Genomic DNA, 15,066 nt, shown 5'->3' with positions numbered 1-15,066 from the left:
GCACAACGAGCTCAGGGCCTCTCCTCCATCAACTCGGACACCTTCACGAAGCGGTAGCCGAGCTCGCGCAGTTCCGGCACGATCCGGCGTACGGCCGCCTCGGTGGCCGGGGCCGCGCTGCGGGTGCAGTGCATCACCACGAGGGAGCCCGGCCGCACCCCGTCCAGCACCTGCTCGGCCACCGCGTCCGCGTCCGTGGCGAAGGCGTCGCCGCTGACCACGTCCCACTGCACCGCCGTCACGTTCGCCGGGGCCAGCGCGCGCAGCGCCGTGTCGTCGTAACAGCCGCCGGGGAAACGGAAGTACGGCACCACGTTCCGCGCCCCCGCCTCCCGGAACGCCGTGAAGGCACGTTCCACCTCGCGGGCCATCGTGGCCTTCCCGATCACCGGCAGGCCGTAGCAAGGGGAGCTGAAGGCGTGGTGGCTGTAGGAGTGGTTGGCGATCTCGAACAGGGGGTCCGTGCCGATGGCCTTCGCCTGCGCCGGGTACTCCTCGGCCCAGCGCCCGGTCATGAAGACGGTGGAGGGCACCTTCAGCCCGCGCAGCAGCGCGATCAGTTCCGGGTTGTCGAAGCGTTCGCCGGAGGCGGCCCGGGGGCCCTGGTCGGCCGTCATGTCGGCGTCGAACGTCAGCGCCACGACCTTCTCCGCCGTGCGCCCGGCCGCACCCCCGCCCGTCGGCCTCCGCTCGAAGACCGGGGTGCGGCCCGCCGGGCCGGGGGCCATCGTGGGCGGCTTCTCCGGTGCGGCCGAAGCCGGGGCGGAGGCCGTGGGGGTGGGTGGGGGAGCGGGTGCGGGAGCGGCCCCGCACCCGGTCAGGACGGCGCAGGTCAGTACCCCCGCGACCGCCCGAGCCGTCGTCATCCGCATAGCCCGCATCGTCCGTGCAGTAGTGATCACTCACGGAAAATATCTGACAATACGATCATATCGTTTGACGGCGCTCCGATGTCCGGAGGCGTGGGGAGCTACCGGCGCCGCCTCAGCACCACGGCCCCGTCACCGCGAACGTCGTCCCCGGCGTGTAGCAGTTCACGTACATCGTCGAGCCGTCCGGGGAGAAGACGACCCCCGCGAACTCCCCCCACTCCGGCTCCTCGGGCGTCCCGATGTTCTGCCGTCCGCGCGCCATGGTGTAGACCTCGCCGCGCCGGGTCACCCCGAGCACGTGCTGCGCGCCGCCGCCGTCCTCGCAGACCATCAGCCCGCCGTCGGCCGCCAGGCAGATGTTGTCGGGGGACTCGCCGGGCAGCTGGATGTCGGTGTCCGGGCCGAAGATCACAACCAGGGTGAGCCGCCGCTTCCTCGGCTCGTACCGCCAGACCTGGCCGTAGTGGTCGGCCGCCGAACCCTCGTCGCTGCGGGCGAAGCTGGAGACGAAGTAGACGGACGAGCCGCCCCAGTAGCAGCCCTCCAGCTTCTGGGCGTGCGTGACGCCCTTCGGGCCGAAGTCCTGGAAACGGATCGCGGTCTCCGCCGCCGGCGGATCCGGTACGGGGACCCACTCGATCCGGTCGAAGCTCGTACCGGTCTCCTGGACGGAGGAAAGGTCGGGCACGCCCGGCACCCGCATCGCCTCCAGCGCCCCGCCCGCCCGGAGCGATCCGGTGCCGCCGAGCGGCTTCTCGGGAAGGAAGCGGTAGAAGAGCCCGAACGGCTTGTCGAACGCGTCCTCCGTCTCGTACACGATCCCGGATCTCGGGTCGACGGCGATCGCCTCGTGCTGGAAGCGGCCCATCGCGGTCAGCGGGACGGCCCCGGTGCGGCGCGGATCGGCGCCGTCCACCTCGAAGATGAAGCCGTGGTCCTTGGTGTACCCGTTGGTCCCGGCCTTGTCCTCGTTCTCCTCGCAGGTCAGCCAGGTGCGCCAGGGGGTGGGCCCGCCCGCGCAGTTGACCGCCGTACCGGCGATGGCGACGCGTTCGCCGAGCACCTTGTTGCGGCCGTCCAGCTCCAGGGAGGTGCAGCCGCCCTTGGCCGCCGGGTCGTAGGTCAGCCCCTCGACGGGCGGTACGCCGAGCTTGGCGGTGTGCCGGTTCTCGTGGTTGCGGACGAGGTGGACCCGGCCGTTGCGGCCGGGCAGCGCGGCCATCCCGTCGTGGTTGCCCGGCACCGGCCCCTCGCCGGAGCGCAGCGGTTCGCCCTCCCGGGACAGCACCCGGTAACGGAATCCCTTCGGCAGGTCGAGCAGGCCGTCGGGGTCGGGGACGAGCGGGCCGTAGCCGTCGTGGCCGCGTGCGGCGGCCGTGCCCGCGAAGAGTTCGGAGAAGGCCCCGGTGAAGGCGATCGCGGCGGCTGCGCCGCTGCCTGCCAGGACCTGGCGTCGTGTCGCGGTGGAGCGGGGTGCGGTTGACATGAGGTGACTCCCTGTTGGCGGACAGGTGAAGTGACCCGCACGTGTGTAGCACGCACAAAGGCGCGGGGGAACCATGCGTACCCCCGCGCCCCGTGTTTCCGCTGTGGTTGCCCCGCCGGGGCAGCCGTACGCGGAAGGTCAGGCGAGCGAAGCCGTCAGGGTGATCGTGGTGCCGGTGAGCGCCTGGCTGACCGGGCAGTTCGCCTTGGCGTCCTCGGCGGCCTTCAGGAAGGCGTCCTCGTCGAGACCGGGCACCTCGCCCACGACGGTGAGGTGGATGCCGGTGATGCCGGTACCGGGCTGGAAGGTCACCTCGGCCTTGGTCTCCAGCCGGGTCGACGGGGTGCCGGCCCCGGCGAGGCCGTGGGAGAGCGCCATCGAGAAGCAGCTGGAGTGGGCGGCGGCGATGAGCTCCTCGGGGCTCGTCTTCCCGTTCGCCTGCTCCGAGCGGGCGGGCCAGGAGACGGGGTAGTCGCCGATGCCGGAGGAGTCGAAGGTGACGACCCCCTTGCCCTCGATCAGGTTGCCTTCCCAGTTCGTGTGCGCCTGACGCGTGGTAGCCATGCTGGACCCCTTCGAAAAGTGTGCGCGGTTGTACGGGGATAGGACGGGACACCCCACAGCGTGCGGTGTCCCGTCGCGTTACGCCCCCGAACCTACTGCGCCACCAGCCCCTTCGCGTCACGCGCCAGTGCCGTCAGCCGGGAGATCGCCCGGAAGTACTTCTTCCGGTACCCGCCGTTCAGCATCTCGTCGCTGAACAGCCGGTCGAACGGCAGCCCCGAGGCGAGCACCGGGACCTCCCGGTCGTACAGCCGGTCGGCCAGCACCACCAGGCGCAGCGCGGTCGACTGGTCGGGCACCGCGCTCACCCCGGTCAGACAGACCGCGCGGAGGTCGTCGGTCAGCGCGCCGTACCGGCTCGGGTGGACCCGGGCCAGGTGGTCAAGGAGACCGGGGAAGTCGTCGAGGGACGCGCCCTGCGTGGCGTACGCGGCCCGGGTGACCTGCTCGTCGTCGTACGGCGGCGGGGCCTCGGGCAGTCCGCGGTGCCGGTAGTCCTCGCCGTCGATGCGCAGCGGGCGGAAGTGCGCGGACAGGCCCTGGATCTCGCGCAGGAAGTCGGCGGCGGCGAACCGGCCCTCGCCGAGCTTGCCCGGCAGCGTGTTCGAGGTCGCGGCGAGCGCCACCCCCGCCTCCACGAGTCGGCTGAGCAGCGAGGAGACCAGCACGGTGTCGCCCGGGTCGTCGAGCTCGAACTCGTCGATGCACAGCAGCCGGTGCCCGCTGAGGGTCCGCACGGTCTGCTGGAAGCCCAGCGCGCCCACGAGGTTGGTCAGCTCCACGAACGTGCCGAACGCCTTCAGCGACGGCTCGGCGGGCGTGGCGTGCCAGAGGGAGGCCAGCAGGTGGGTCTTGCCGACGCCGTAGCCGCCGTCGAGATACACGCCGCGCGGCCCGGTCGGCGCGGCCGGCTTCCTGCTGAACCACTTGCGCCGCCCGGCGCCCGTCGCGTGCGCCCCGCCGAGCCCGGCGGCGAAGTCCGCCAGGACCGTGACCGCCTCGCTCTGGCTGGGCTGGTTCGGGTCGGGGACGTACGTGTCGAAGCGCACCGAGTCGAAGCGCGGCGGAGGCACCATCTCGGCGACCAGACGGTCTGCGGGTACGTGCGGCTCACGGGCGCACAGGGACAGCGGGGCCGTTTCGGCAAGGGGGCTCTGCCCCGGAAAAGCGGTGGATGACGACACAACTGTCCACCCTAAGGCTCATGCCAGACTGCAACCCATGCGAAGCCTGTTCCCTGTGACGGACCTGACAGAAAGCGGATCGGGAGCGGAGGACCCGGCCGGGCCGCTCATCGACCGCGAGTGGAGCCTCGACGAGCTGGCCGACGCCTACGCCTACCCCACCGGCCTTCCGGCCCAGGGGCCCGCGGCTCCCTGGCTCCGCGCCAACATGGTCTCCACCCTCGACGGGGCCGCCCAGCACGACGGCCGCTCGCAGCCCATCTCCTGCGCGGCGGACATGCGGATCTTCGGCACCCTGCGGGGCCTGGCCGACGTGGTGATCGCCGGGGCCGAGACCGTACGCCTGGAGGGGTACCGGCCGGCCCGCGCCCGGGAGGCGTTCGCCGCGCGGCGGGCGGCCGCCGGACAGGGCCCCGCTCCCGCCGTCGCGGTGGTGACCGGCTCGATGGAGCTGGACTTCTCGCTGCCGCTGTTCACCGAGCCGCTCGTCCCGACCCTTGTGGTGACCGGGGCCGGGGCCCCCTCCGACCGGATCGCGGCGGCCCGGAAGGCGGGCGCCGAGGTGGTGATCGCGGGCGAGGGCGCCCGGGTGGACCCGGCCCGTGTCGTGCGCGAGCTGGCCGACCGGGGGCTGGCCCGGCAGCTCACCGAGGGCGGGCCCCGGATGCTCGGCCAGTTCGTGGCGGCCGGCGTGCTGGACGAGCTGTGCCTGACGGTGTCCCCGATGCTGACCGCCGGGGACGCCCAGCGGATCGCGGGGGGCCCCGGAGTCACCGTGCCGGAACGTTTTTCCCTGGCATCGCTGCTGGAAGAGGCCGGGTTCCTCTTCACTCGGTACCGTCGGACCGACAGATAGCGGAATTTGCCGTTCCGCTTAGCTCCGGCTGGGCACACTTACCCCTGCGGTCCCCGTGGAAGCACGGGGAAGGATGGTTTCAGCAAACGACCGTCGACGGTCGAGCCGGCAGTCGACGAGAAGAAGAAGCGGAAGGGCGCCTGTCGTGTTCACAAGCGTTTTGATGATCGAGAAGCCGCTCACTCCCGAGGACGTGGAATTCGTCACCACCCTCCACGGCGAGGAGCGGATCTCGTTCGTCGTTCTGTTGCAGCCGCGCGGCGACCAGGCCGATGTCCTGCTGCGCGCGATCGACGACGTGGCGATGGGGGAGCTGAAGGAAGCGGTCCGCGAGGGCGAGGAGCCGGAGGGCGACGAGGCCCGCGAGACCGCACAGATCGGCCTGGAGTACTCCCTCCGGGCCCTGCGCGCCGCGGGCTCCGCGGCGGTCGGACAGGTGATCGAGAATCACCCCCTGGACAGACTGACGACCGTCGTCGAGGAGGCGGGCGCCGACGAGGTCATCGTCCTGACCGCCCCGCACTACGTGGAGGAGTTCTTCCACCGCGACTGGGCCTCCCGCGCCCGGCACAAGGTCGGCGTCCCGGTGCTCAAGCTCTTCGCGCACAGCGAATAGGCTGAGGCCGCGCGGTCCGGGTCGGCCCCCGGCCGCCGTCCGAACCGCAGCGACCACGCAGGAGCACAGATGGCACCCGGCATTCCCGCCGCCATGGAACGACCCCACTTCATCGGCATCGGCGGCGCCGGAATGTCGGGCATCGCGAAGATCCTCGCCCAGCGCGGGGCGAAGGTGGCTGGCAGCGACGCGAAGGAGTCCGCCACCGCCGAGTCCCTGCGGGCGCTGGGGGCGACCGTGCACATCGGACACGCGGCGGGCCACCTGGCCGACGACGCGTCCTGCGTGGTCGTCTCCAGCGCCATCCGCGCCGACAACCCGGAGCTGCTCCGCGCGAACGAGCTGGCGATCCCCGTGGTGCACCGCTCCGACGCGCTGGCCTCCCTGATGAACGGCCTGCGCTCCATCGCGGTCGCCGGCACCCACGGCAAGACGACCACGACGTCGATGCTGGCCGTCGCCCTCTCCTCGCTGAGCATGGCCCCCTCGTACGCCATCGGCGGCGACCTGGAGGGCCCCGGCACCAACGCCACGCACGGCGAAGGGGCCATTTTCGTGGCGGAGGCGGACGAGAGCGACCGCAGCTTCCAGAAGTACGACCCCGAGGTCGCGATCGTCCTCAACGTCGAGCTGGACCACCACGCGAACTACGCCTCGATGGACGAGATCTACGACTCCTTCGAGACGTTCGTCGGCAAGGTCGTCCCCGGCGGCACCCTCGTCATCTCCGCCGACCAGCCCGGCGCGATCGAGCTGACCCGCCGGGTCCGCGACCTCTCCGAGCTCAAGGTCGTCACCTACGGCTCCGCCGAGAACGCCGACGTACGCGTCCACAAGGTCACCCCGCGCGGCCTGACCAGCGAGGTCACGGTCCTGCTCAACGGCAAGTTCCTGACCTTCACCGTCTCGGTCCCGGGCAGCCACTACGCCCACAACGCGGTCGCCGCCCTCGCCGCCGGGGTCGCCCTCGGCATCCCCGCGCACAACCTGGCCTCGGCCCTCGGTTCGTACACCGGGGTCAAGCGCCGCCTCCAGCTCAAGGGCGAGGCGGCGGGCGTGCAGGTCATCGACTCGTACGCACACCACCCCACCGAGATGACCGCCGACCTGGAGGCCATGCGCGGCGCGGCCGCCGACGCCCGCATCCTGGTCGTCTTCCAGCCGCACCTGTTCTCCCGTACGCAGGAGCTGGGCACCGAGATGGGCCAGGCCCTCGCCCTGGCCGACGCCTCCGTGGTCCTGGACATCTACCCGGCCCGCGAGGACCCGATCCCCGGCATCACCAGCGCCCTGATCATCGACGCGGCGAAGGAGGCCGGAGCCCAGGTCACCGCCGTCCACGACCAGGCCGACGTCCCCGCCGCCGTCGCGGGAATGGCGAAGCCCGGCGATCTCGTTCTCACCATGGGAGCGGGCGATGTCACCGACCTCGGCCCGCGCATCCTGGACCACCTGTCGAGCGGCCGGTAGCCGAGTGGCGACCGGATCGAGCGACCACCTGTCGAGCTGAGGAGCGAGCCGTGCCGTACGACGTCGAGAAGCCGGACGAGCAGTGGCGGGAAGAGCTGACCCCCGCCGAGTACGCGGTGCTGCGCCAGGCCGGCACCGAACCCGCCTTCGTGGGTGAGTACACCGACACCAAGACGGCGGGCGTCTACTCCTGCCGGGCCTGCGGGGCGGAGCTGTTCCGCTCCGACACCAAGTTCGCGTCGCACTGCGGCTGGCCGTCCTTCTACGACCCGAAGGACACCGACGCGGTCGAGCTGGTCGAGGACCGCGCCCACGGGATGGTCCGCACCGAGGTGCGCTGCTCCCGCTGCGGCTCGCACCTGGGCCACGTCTTCGAGGGCGAGGGTTACCCGACCCCCACGGACCAGCGCTACTGCATCAACTCGATCTCGCTGACCCTGGCGCCGGACGAGAGCTGAGCCGGGACGGCCGACCGGAGCCGGAGCCCCGCTGTGTGGGGGCAAGGGCTCCGGCGGTGCCGTCCGGACCGGGTCGTCTCAGCTCTCGATGATCGAGAAGCCGAGGACCACCCCCGCGGTCACCGTGACCCTGCCGGGCGTGAGATCTCCCTCGCCGTCGCCCTCAGTGCTCCTGCCGTGCGAGCGGTAGCTGTTCTGGAGCTGCTCGGAGTCCACGTCCTTGATGTGGATGACCGCACCGAGCCGGACCCCGGCGGCTTCCGCGTAGAGCGCCGCCTTTTCACGAGCGGCGGCCACGGCGGCCCTGCGTGCCTCGGCACGGAGCTCCTTCTTCGTCCGCACGTCGAACTCGACGCCGCCGACTTCGTTCGCCCCGGCCTCCACGACGTCGACCAGGACGGCTTCCAGTGTGTCCAGAGCACGCAGCTCGATCACGAAGGACGCCGTGCACTCGTAGCCGACGAACTTGCGCTCGCCGCCGTAGACGTAGGAGGACTCCAGGTTCAGCCGGGACGTGGACACGTGCCGGTCCGGCACGCCGTGGCCACGTACGACCTCCCGGACCTGGTTGACGCCGCGCCGGGTGACCTCGAACGCCTCGCCGGCCTGCTGCCGGGTCTCTTTGATCGCTACCCGGAGTCGCGCCACATCAGGGGCGGCGTTGATGCTCGCCGCGCCGAAGACGGATATGCCCCAGGGTGTCTCTACGGACTGGTCGATTCTCATACGGCTCATCCAAGCAGCAGGGGGACCGTACGCACGTGCCCTTTACGGACAGTGGATCACTGCTCGTCGTCCCCGCTGTCGGACGCTTCCGACCGCAGCAGCGGGTGGATCACGCCGGGGAAGACCCGGGCCCGCACGACCTCCTCGGCCGACCCGCCCTGGACGACGGTCTCGGCGACACCCCAGGGCCGTCCGGCCAGGTGGATGGTGAGGGTGTACGAGGAGGAGCAGCCGGTGCACTCGTAGCGGTCGGCCCAGGTCTCGACCTCGGTGGTGGAGCCCGGATAGCGCTTCACGTGACGGTGGCGGGCGTGGCAGTGATCACAGGTCTCGCCCGGCTCACAGGTCCCGCCGCACGGACACGGCACGTCGAGGGAGTCGGCGGGCGTCCAGCGCTGCACGAGGACGGCCTCGCGGGTCGCGCCCATGTCCTTCATGGCCTTGAGGTTGCGGGCGGCGACGTTGTACGACTCGCCGGTGGCGGCCATCCGGTCACGGATGACGTCCTTGCGTCCACGGTTGGTCGTCATGTTGCTCCTCCTGGGTTCACGCAGCCCGCCAGGAGGCCCATGAGTCAATCAGTCAGTACCTCCTTACGTTACCCGCCCGGCACCGGCGCACGGACCGGGCGGGCTTCAGGCGGGCCCTGGGCGAACCCGGAAACCCGCGGGCCCTTCGGCCGGGGGACCGGCAGGATGCCTCTGTGAACCATGTTCTGCGCGGTCTCGCCGCCAACCCGTCCCTGCCGTCCGCAGCGGTCGACCGGCTGATCGCGGTCGCGGACGCCGACCTCGCCGAAACCCTCGCCCGCCGCGCGGATCTCGGCCGGGACCAAGCGGTCGCCCTGGTCTCCCGCGTGGGAGACAGCGCGGTCGGCCTCGCGTACGGGGGCCGCCTGACCGCCGCCGACATCGATCCCGCGGTGCACCCGATGGCCGCCCTCGCCCTGCTCGACGAACGGGCCGGCCGGCCGGAGTGGGCGCGCCTCTTCGCAGCGGATCCGGACGGCGGGCGAAGGGAGAAGCTGGCCGGCTGCCCCGGCCTCCCGCCCGATGTCGTGGAGCGGCTCGCCGCGGACCCGGACGTCCGCGTGGTCGCGGAACTGGCCGAGTGGGCCGATCCGGAAGTGGCCGCCGGGCTCGCCGGACACCCCCAGGCCGAGGTCCGACGTGCGGTGGCGGCCAACGAGGCGACGCCTGCGGAGACACTCGCGGCGCTGATCACCGGCGAAGGACTGCCCCCCGTGCTCCGCTGCCTGGTCTGCGACCGTGAGGAGATTCCGTTCACGCACGGCCGGCAGTGCCCGAGGCCCGACTGCGATCTGCTCCCGGACGCCGCGTGCGACGGCTCCCACGAGTCCGTCACCCACCAGCTGTGGCAGGCGGCCGTGCGGAACCCGGCCACGCCGACCGAGGCCGCAGTCGTCTTCGCCGAACACTCCTCCACTCAGCTGCGCCGGTCCCTCGCGGCCCGCCCGGACCTGCCGCCGACGGTGTGCCGACGGCTCGCCGCGGACCCGGTACCCGGTGTACGGGCGGACCTCGCCGCGAACCCCGCGCTCGACGACGACCTGATCCGCGTACTGGCCCATGACCGCTCATCCGACGTGCGCCGCAGTCTCGCGCACCACCCCCGCGTCCCCCTGGACGTGCTCACCCATCTGGCCGGCACGACGAAGATCGGTGAAACCCTGCTGCCCCGGATCGCCACCGCCTCCGCCACCGAGACCGCGGAACTGGCGCGGTCGCCCGACCCGGTCGTACGGATGCTCGTGGCCCGGCGGCGCGACCTTCCGGCCGGGATACGCGACGCGTTGGCGGCCGACCCCGACGCGAAGGTGCTCAAGTCCATCGCCCCGCACCCGGGCCTCTCCGCGGCGCGGTTGCGCTCCATGGCCGACCGGCACGGCATCCGGGTCCTCGCCAAGGTCGCCGCCAACCCGGACGCGCCCCCGGAGCTGCTGGACGCGCTGGCCCGGCACGAACCGCCGGTGCACAAGGCGCTCCGGGAGATCGCCCGGCACCGCAGAGCGACGGCTCCCGCGTTGCTCGCCTGCCTGGAGAATGAAAGGGCGAGGCCCGTCGCGGCCGGGCACCCCGCTCTCCCGCCACCGGTCATCGTGGGCCTGCTCACCGACTCCGACCCGGAGGTGGCGGAAGCGGCAGCCGCCAATCCGTCGTTGCCGCCGCAGGCGATGCTGGAGCTGGTGTCCCGGAGGCATGGGCCGGCGCATCGGTGGAACGGGCCTGCCGCCTGAGCCGTGTTCGACCGTGGGCCCGCCGGAATGCGGGCCGGGTGGCTCAGACGCCCGGCATTCGCCGGATCAGGAGAAAGGTGCGGGGCCGATGTTCACTCACCTGGGCCGTGACTACATGATCACCGAGGTGTATTCCGTACCCGACGAAGCCTGGTACCTGGAACTGGACCTCGTCCGGGATCACCGGACCCTCGTGATGGCGATCGTCCCCGACGAGGACCCGGCGCGCGAGCCGACGTTCAGTTTCGATGCCCGGGCCGGGGATCTGGACATCCCGTACGAGGTCATGCGCTGGTTCATGGACCGGGTGGACGCCGAGGTCAGGACCTCCCGCGCGTGGATGCGGCTGAGGCCCGAACTGGTCGCGGTCATCCATGGTCTGCGCCAGGAACACCTTGGTTCCATTGACGACGCCGACTTTCCGGATGTCCTTGCCACGGTCCGCGCCGTCGTCCCCGCCGCCGACCTGGCCGCCGTCATCGAGGCCGCCTTCGGGCGGCGTCCCGACGACCGCTGACCACAGGCTGTCGGCTCAGCCCTGGGCGGCGTACGCGAGGAAATGCGTCCAGGCGGTCGGGGCGAGGGCGAGCTGGGGGCTCTCGTCCAGCTTGGAGTCGCGGACGTGGACGGTGGAGGGGCAGGCGGCGACCTCGACGCAGGAGTCTCCGGAGCCGCCGCTGTAGCTCGACTTGTGCCACTCCAGGGCGACCTCCACGCAGGAGTCTCCGGAGCCGCTGCTGTAGCTGCTCTTGAACCAGGCCAGGGGTGTGGTGCTCATCTCGCTCCTCGCATCCGCCGCATCAGGCTCTTGGAGTCGTCCAACGAGAGAGCCTGTGAACGCATACTGGCACACCGCATCTGGAGCGCGCTGAGCACTTTGAGGTCGGAGACGAACTGTCCGTGCTCCTGCCCTTCCAGATAGCCGAACCACTGGTGATCCTGCGTCTCCAGCAACTGCATCGGCCCGTCCAGCCCCGCATGGTGATGCCGTACGAGCGGCATGATCTGGATGTCCACATTGCGCAGCTTGGACAGGTCGAGGACGTGGTCGATCAGCTCACTGGTGACCTCCGCGCCACCCAAGTCCCGCAGGAACAGATGCTCTTCGAGGATGAAGGTGAACGCGGTGTTGGGCCGGCTCCGCAGGAGTTGCTGGCGCTCCAGCCGAGCCGCGAGCTGGGCCTCGATCTGCTCGTCACCGAGCGGCGGCAACTGGTCGGTGAACAGCGTCCGCGCGTACGCCGGCGTCTGCAACAGCCCCGGAATCAACCGGCACTCGTACGTGTACAGGCTCAGCGCCCCCACCTCCAGCTGCGCCCACTGCCGGAACCAGCTCGCCAGCCCCTTCCGCCGCGTCAGGTGCTTTGCCGCCGCCAAAATCACGCCGAACGCGTCGAGCAGGCTGTCCGCGCGCTCCGCGAAGTCCGGAGGCGGGAGCCGACGGCCCTGCTCGATGGAGGCGACGGTCTCCAGTGAGTACCCGACGAGCGGGGCGAACTGCTCCTGCGTCAGCCGCGCCCGCTTGCGGAAGGTCTTGACCACCTCTCCGAACATCTTGAGGATGTACTGCGGTTCGGGTTCGCCCCCGACGCCGCCGCGTCCGCCGCCGTTGCCGAAAGTCCCGTACGTGGTGATGCTGTCGATGCCGTCCGTGCCGTGCGTCATGTACGGCTACCTCCCCGTGCGCCTGTCCTGGTCCGCGACCCGTCCATGCTCACGGAACGTGACGCGTACCGTCTACCCTTCGCACCCGTACGCTGACTCAGCGTACGAGTTCCTGACCTGGCGGAGAGGGGCCGGGGCCCGGAATCTGGGGGCATGGAAGCACTCACGAAGACCCAACCCGACGTAACCGTACGTGTGTTCAAGCGTCAATTCGACGCCGATCCACGCGGTGCCCGGCTCGCCCGCCGCGTCGGGCTGCACAAGCTGCACACCTGGGGCATCCCGTACCTCAGTGACGCCTCGGAGTCGGCGGCCCTGATCATCGGCGAGCTGACGGCCAACGCCGCGACCCACGGCCGCGTCCCCGACCGCGACTTCGAACTACGCCTGTCGCACCTGCCCGGCGACCCGGAGACGCCCGGCCTCCTACGCATCGAGGTGTCCGACACGCGGGGCGAGTGCCGGCCGCCGGGGCCCGGCGAGATCACCGCGCCGGAGGACAGCTCCGACAGCGGGCGCGGGCTGCTGATCGTGGACGCCCTGGCCGACCGCTGGGTGGTTCTCGACCGCGACCCGGGCAAGACGGTCCGGGCGGAGCTGGACCTGCTCTACTGACGTTGAGGCCAGTGGTCGGAGTGGCTTCGGAATGACTGAAATCGCCCATCGCATGCGAGCCAGGTTCCGAAACACCGTCAACTACGCTGTCACGAAAGGCGTAACCCGTGTCCGGGAAGCCCGTGTCCAGGATTCGGGGTCAACAGGTCCGCTGTCCAGACTTGCCCGAAAGGCTTTCGTGTGATACCCAGCCGCCCTCGGAACGACTCGGCGCAGAAGGCCGACGAACAGGTCCGGCAGCCCTCGCCCCGCCAAACCGCCGCGCCGGGGCGGGCCGGAACGCCGTTGGAGGGGTTGATGGCGCAGCAGGCCCGCGCGGGCAATGCGGCGGTCGTGCAGATGCTGCGGCGGGGCGGCGGCGGCCCTCCCCGGGCCCTGCCGGAGCGGCACCAGCACGGAGAGGGCTGCGGCCACCCGCAGGCCGAGCAGCCCGCGGTGCAACGCTCCACCGTCCATGACGTCCTGCGCGGACCGGGGAAGCCACTCGACGGGGCCACGCGCTCCGATATGGAAGCACGTCTGGGCGCGGACTTCTCCGATGTCCGCATCCACGACGACCGCGCCGCCCAAGCCTCCGCCGCCGAGGTCGGAGCCCGTGCCTACACATCCGGCAGCCATGTCGTCATCGGTGACGGTGGCGCCGACAAGCACACCCTCGCCCACGAACTCACCCACGTCATCCAGCAACGCCAAGGCTCCGTGGCGGGAACCGACAACGGGTCCGGGCTGAAGGTCTCCGACCCCTCGGACCGGTATGAGCGCGAAGCGGAGGCCAACGCCACGCGGGTGATGCGCGCGCCCGCCCGCGCGGGTTCGACAGCGCCCGTGCCGGCGCCGGAAGACGGCCCGCGACCCGCCGCGGGGAACGAGACCGTGCAGCGCGTCCTGGACTACAACGCCGTGCCGAACGGGTATCGGTTCTGGGCGACCCCGGACTCTTCCAACAGAGCTGTCACCGCGCAAATGATCAATGACGGGTCTACCACGGGCAGTATTCCCTTCGCAGATCCGCCGGGCTACGACTACATCCGTGCCCTGGCGCAGACCAGTTCCTGGATCCGGTTCCATCTGGTCAACAACGTGGCGGGCGGGCCCGGCTCCGCCGACAACCTGGTGCCCGCCCACGGGTCGGACAATCAGACGTACGAGAGAACTTTCGAAGCAGCTCTCAAACGCGACGTCGCCGCAGCTGCCCTGAATCCACAGGATCACGTGTATTTCGGCGTCGAAGTGGAGTACGCCAACAATCCCCAGCCGAATACAACGGCTCTTCAGCAGGCGGCCGCACCCAACTTTCCCAGCAAGCTTACGGTGTATCACAAGACCTACAGTGCCGCCCAGGGCAGTTGGCAGTGGAAGCACCGGGGATCGACGTTCTCGTTCAAGCACCCGCAGCCGACCGACACCAGGCAGCGCCTGCCCCTGAGCCAGTTGGACCTGCCCACTCTGCGGCAGTACACCGGCTGCACCACCAAACAAACAGCATCGGTCTGGAACACGGACGACGTCGACTTCCTCCACTCCATCGCGGGCCCCTCGCGGCGAGCTGAATTCCTTCAGCTGCTGAACGGTGGAAGCAGTCCCGCAGACATCGCCGAGGCCTTCAGGCGGATCCCTTTCGCTCCTCCCCGGGCCAGCGCTCGCGCAGCGGCGGCGCAAAGGAATGTGACCACGTTCGACATGCGTATCACCAACCACGGATATGGAGCAGAGGGGCTGGATACCCTCGTCCACGCCATGGCCGCTGGTCTGCTGTACCTGTGATCTCCCTCCGGGAGGCGCATGTGTGCAGCGGAAACGGAAGGATTACCTGTGTCGAGCCTGTGGAAAGCGCGAGTCGAAAAGGTCGACGGGCATGAGCTGACGCTCCGTCTCACCTCGGCGCACCCGGACAGCGGTGCTCCCTCGGACCGTGCGATCTTCGCCCTGCGGTTGCTGGTCGACGGTCGGGAACGCGCGGCCGGTGATGCGAGCGTACGCGGGCGGGACGATGTCCCCGGCGCGGCCGAGGAGATCATCGAGAGCGTCACGGTGGGTGATCTGCACAACTCTCCGTTCGCCGAGCATGCCGAGAAGCAGCGCATCGAGGACGGGCTGCGCGCCCGCGGTCTGGATTCCCGGGACGCGGCTGCCTGGCAGGCGGCCTTCGAAGACGCCTGGCGTGAACTGTGGAGCGATGACTCCCGCCTGCCCAACGCCCGGCTGACGATCCGTGTGCACGACCCTTCCTGGACGGGGGGACTGAAGGCAGGAGACGTCTGGGAATCCGCCGCCTACGGCTGAGACGCCTTGCGGGC

At 70.6% G+C, this 15,066-nt stretch carries 17 protein-coding genes; 9 read left to right on the top strand and 8 right to left on the bottom strand.

Annotated features, from left to right (window positions below):
* Positions 1-11: 11 nt before the first annotated feature.
* The 4 genes from N7925_RS06335 to zapE all read right to left on the bottom strand — a co-directional run bounded on the left by N7925_RS06335 (position 12) and on the right by zapE (position 4,106).
* A complete protein-coding gene (locus N7925_RS06335) occupies positions 12-872 on the bottom strand; it encodes a polysaccharide deacetylase family protein (RefSeq protein ID WP_443032120.1) in 861 nt (286 codons plus the stop codon).
* A 112-nt stretch (positions 873-984) separates the two neighbouring features.
* On the bottom strand, positions 985-2,358 hold the full coding sequence (locus N7925_RS06330) for an alkaline phosphatase PhoX (protein ID WP_274343309.1): 1,374 nt from the start codon (positions 2,356-2,358) through the stop codon (positions 985-987).
* Positions 2,359-2,496: 138 nt separating this feature from the next.
* On the bottom strand, positions 2,497-2,922 hold the full coding sequence (locus tag N7925_RS06325; RefSeq protein WP_018956892.1) for an OsmC family protein: 426 nt from the start codon (positions 2,920-2,922) through the stop codon (positions 2,497-2,499).
* Between the two features lie 92 nt (positions 2,923-3,014).
* Complete coding sequence (gene zapE / locus N7925_RS06320; RefSeq protein WP_265598518.1) at positions 3,015-4,106, bottom strand: cell division protein ZapE; 1,092 nt, start codon at positions 4,104-4,106, stop codon at positions 3,015-3,017.
* 37 nt (positions 4,107-4,143) lie between these two features.
* Between zapE and N7925_RS06315 the strand changes: the two genes are divergently transcribed.
* The 4 genes from N7925_RS06315 (at position 4,144) to msrB (ending at position 7,506) form a co-directional block, all read left to right on the top strand.
* On the top strand, positions 4,144-4,962 hold the full coding sequence (locus N7925_RS06315) for a pyrimidine reductase family protein (protein WP_274343308.1): 819 nt from the start codon (positions 4,144-4,146) through the stop codon (positions 4,960-4,962).
* A gap of 163 nt (positions 4,963-5,125) precedes the next feature.
* Entirely contained in the window at positions 5,126-5,578 is a 453-nt protein-coding gene (locus tag N7925_RS06310; RefSeq protein WP_274343307.1) for an indole-3-glycerol phosphate synthase, read from the top strand.
* A 69-nt stretch (positions 5,579-5,647) separates the two neighbouring features.
* Positions 5,648-7,048, top strand: a complete 1,401-nt coding sequence (murC, locus tag N7925_RS06305) for a UDP-N-acetylmuramate--L-alanine ligase (protein ID WP_274343306.1) — start codon at positions 5,648-5,650, stop codon at positions 7,046-7,048.
* Positions 7,049-7,098: 50 nt separating this feature from the next.
* Entirely contained in the window at positions 7,099-7,506 is a 408-nt protein-coding gene (gene msrB / locus N7925_RS06300; protein ID WP_274343305.1) for a peptide-methionine (R)-S-oxide reductase MsrB, read from the top strand.
* A 78-nt stretch (positions 7,507-7,584) separates the two neighbouring features.
* On the opposite strand, the gene N7925_RS06295 is transcribed toward msrB, so the two are convergent.
* On the bottom strand, positions 7,585-8,232 hold the full coding sequence (locus N7925_RS06295) for an SIMPL domain-containing protein (protein ID WP_274343304.1): 648 nt from the start codon (positions 8,230-8,232) through the stop codon (positions 7,585-7,587).
* 56 nt (positions 8,233-8,288) lie between these two features.
* Positions 8,289-8,762 carry a hypothetical protein gene (locus tag N7925_RS06290; RefSeq protein ID WP_274343303.1) on the bottom strand — a complete coding sequence of 158 codons (474 nt, stop codon included), beginning with the start codon at positions 8,760-8,762 and terminating at the stop codon, positions 8,289-8,291.
* A 173-nt stretch (positions 8,763-8,935) separates the two neighbouring features.
* Here N7925_RS06290 and N7925_RS06285 point away from each other — a divergent pair, with 173 nt between their 5' ends.
* Both N7925_RS06285 and N7925_RS06280 read left to right on the top strand, forming a co-directional pair.
* Positions 8,936-10,489: a hypothetical protein gene (locus N7925_RS06285; protein WP_274343302.1), complete on the top strand. Its 1,554-nt coding sequence runs from the start codon at positions 8,936-8,938 to the stop codon at positions 10,487-10,489.
* Positions 10,490-10,577: 88 nt separating this feature from the next.
* Positions 10,578-11,006: a hypothetical protein gene (locus N7925_RS06280; RefSeq protein WP_274343301.1), complete on the top strand. Its 429-nt coding sequence runs from the start codon at positions 10,578-10,580 to the stop codon at positions 11,004-11,006.
* 15 nt (positions 11,007-11,021) lie between these two features.
* On the opposite strand, the gene N7925_RS06275 is transcribed toward N7925_RS06280, so the two are convergent.
* A complete protein-coding gene (locus N7925_RS06275; RefSeq protein ID WP_265598509.1) occupies positions 11,022-11,267 on the bottom strand; it encodes a DUF397 domain-containing protein in 246 nt (81 codons plus the stop codon).
* Entirely contained in the window at positions 11,264-12,154 is an 891-nt protein-coding gene (locus tag N7925_RS06270) for a helix-turn-helix domain-containing protein (protein WP_265598508.1), read from the bottom strand. The genes N7925_RS06275 and N7925_RS06270 overlap by 4 nt, the downstream gene beginning before the upstream one ends.
* 153 nt (positions 12,155-12,307) lie before the next feature.
* On the opposite strand from N7925_RS06270, the gene N7925_RS06265 reads away from it, so the two are divergent.
* From N7925_RS06265 to N7925_RS06255, 3 genes are all read left to right on the top strand, one after another.
* Complete coding sequence (locus tag N7925_RS06265; protein WP_274343300.1) at positions 12,308-12,769, top strand: ATP-binding protein; 462 nt, start codon at positions 12,308-12,310, stop codon at positions 12,767-12,769.
* A gap of 297 nt (positions 12,770-13,066) precedes the next feature.
* Complete coding sequence (locus N7925_RS06260) at positions 13,067-14,533, top strand: eCIS core domain-containing protein (protein ID WP_274343299.1); 1,467 nt, start codon at positions 13,067-13,069, stop codon at positions 14,531-14,533.
* Between the two features lie 48 nt (positions 14,534-14,581).
* Complete coding sequence (locus N7925_RS06255) at positions 14,582-15,052, top strand: hypothetical protein (protein ID WP_274343298.1); 471 nt, start codon at positions 14,582-14,584, stop codon at positions 15,050-15,052.
* Positions 15,053-15,066 lie beyond the last annotated feature (14 nt).

The organism is Streptomyces sp. CA-278952 (assembly GCF_028747205.1).
Classification (GTDB): Bacteria; Actinomycetota; Actinomycetes; order Streptomycetales; family Streptomycetaceae; genus Streptomyces.
The sequence above is the reverse complement of the archived record's forward strand: the minus strand, read 5'-3'. Positions and strand labels throughout refer to the sequence as shown.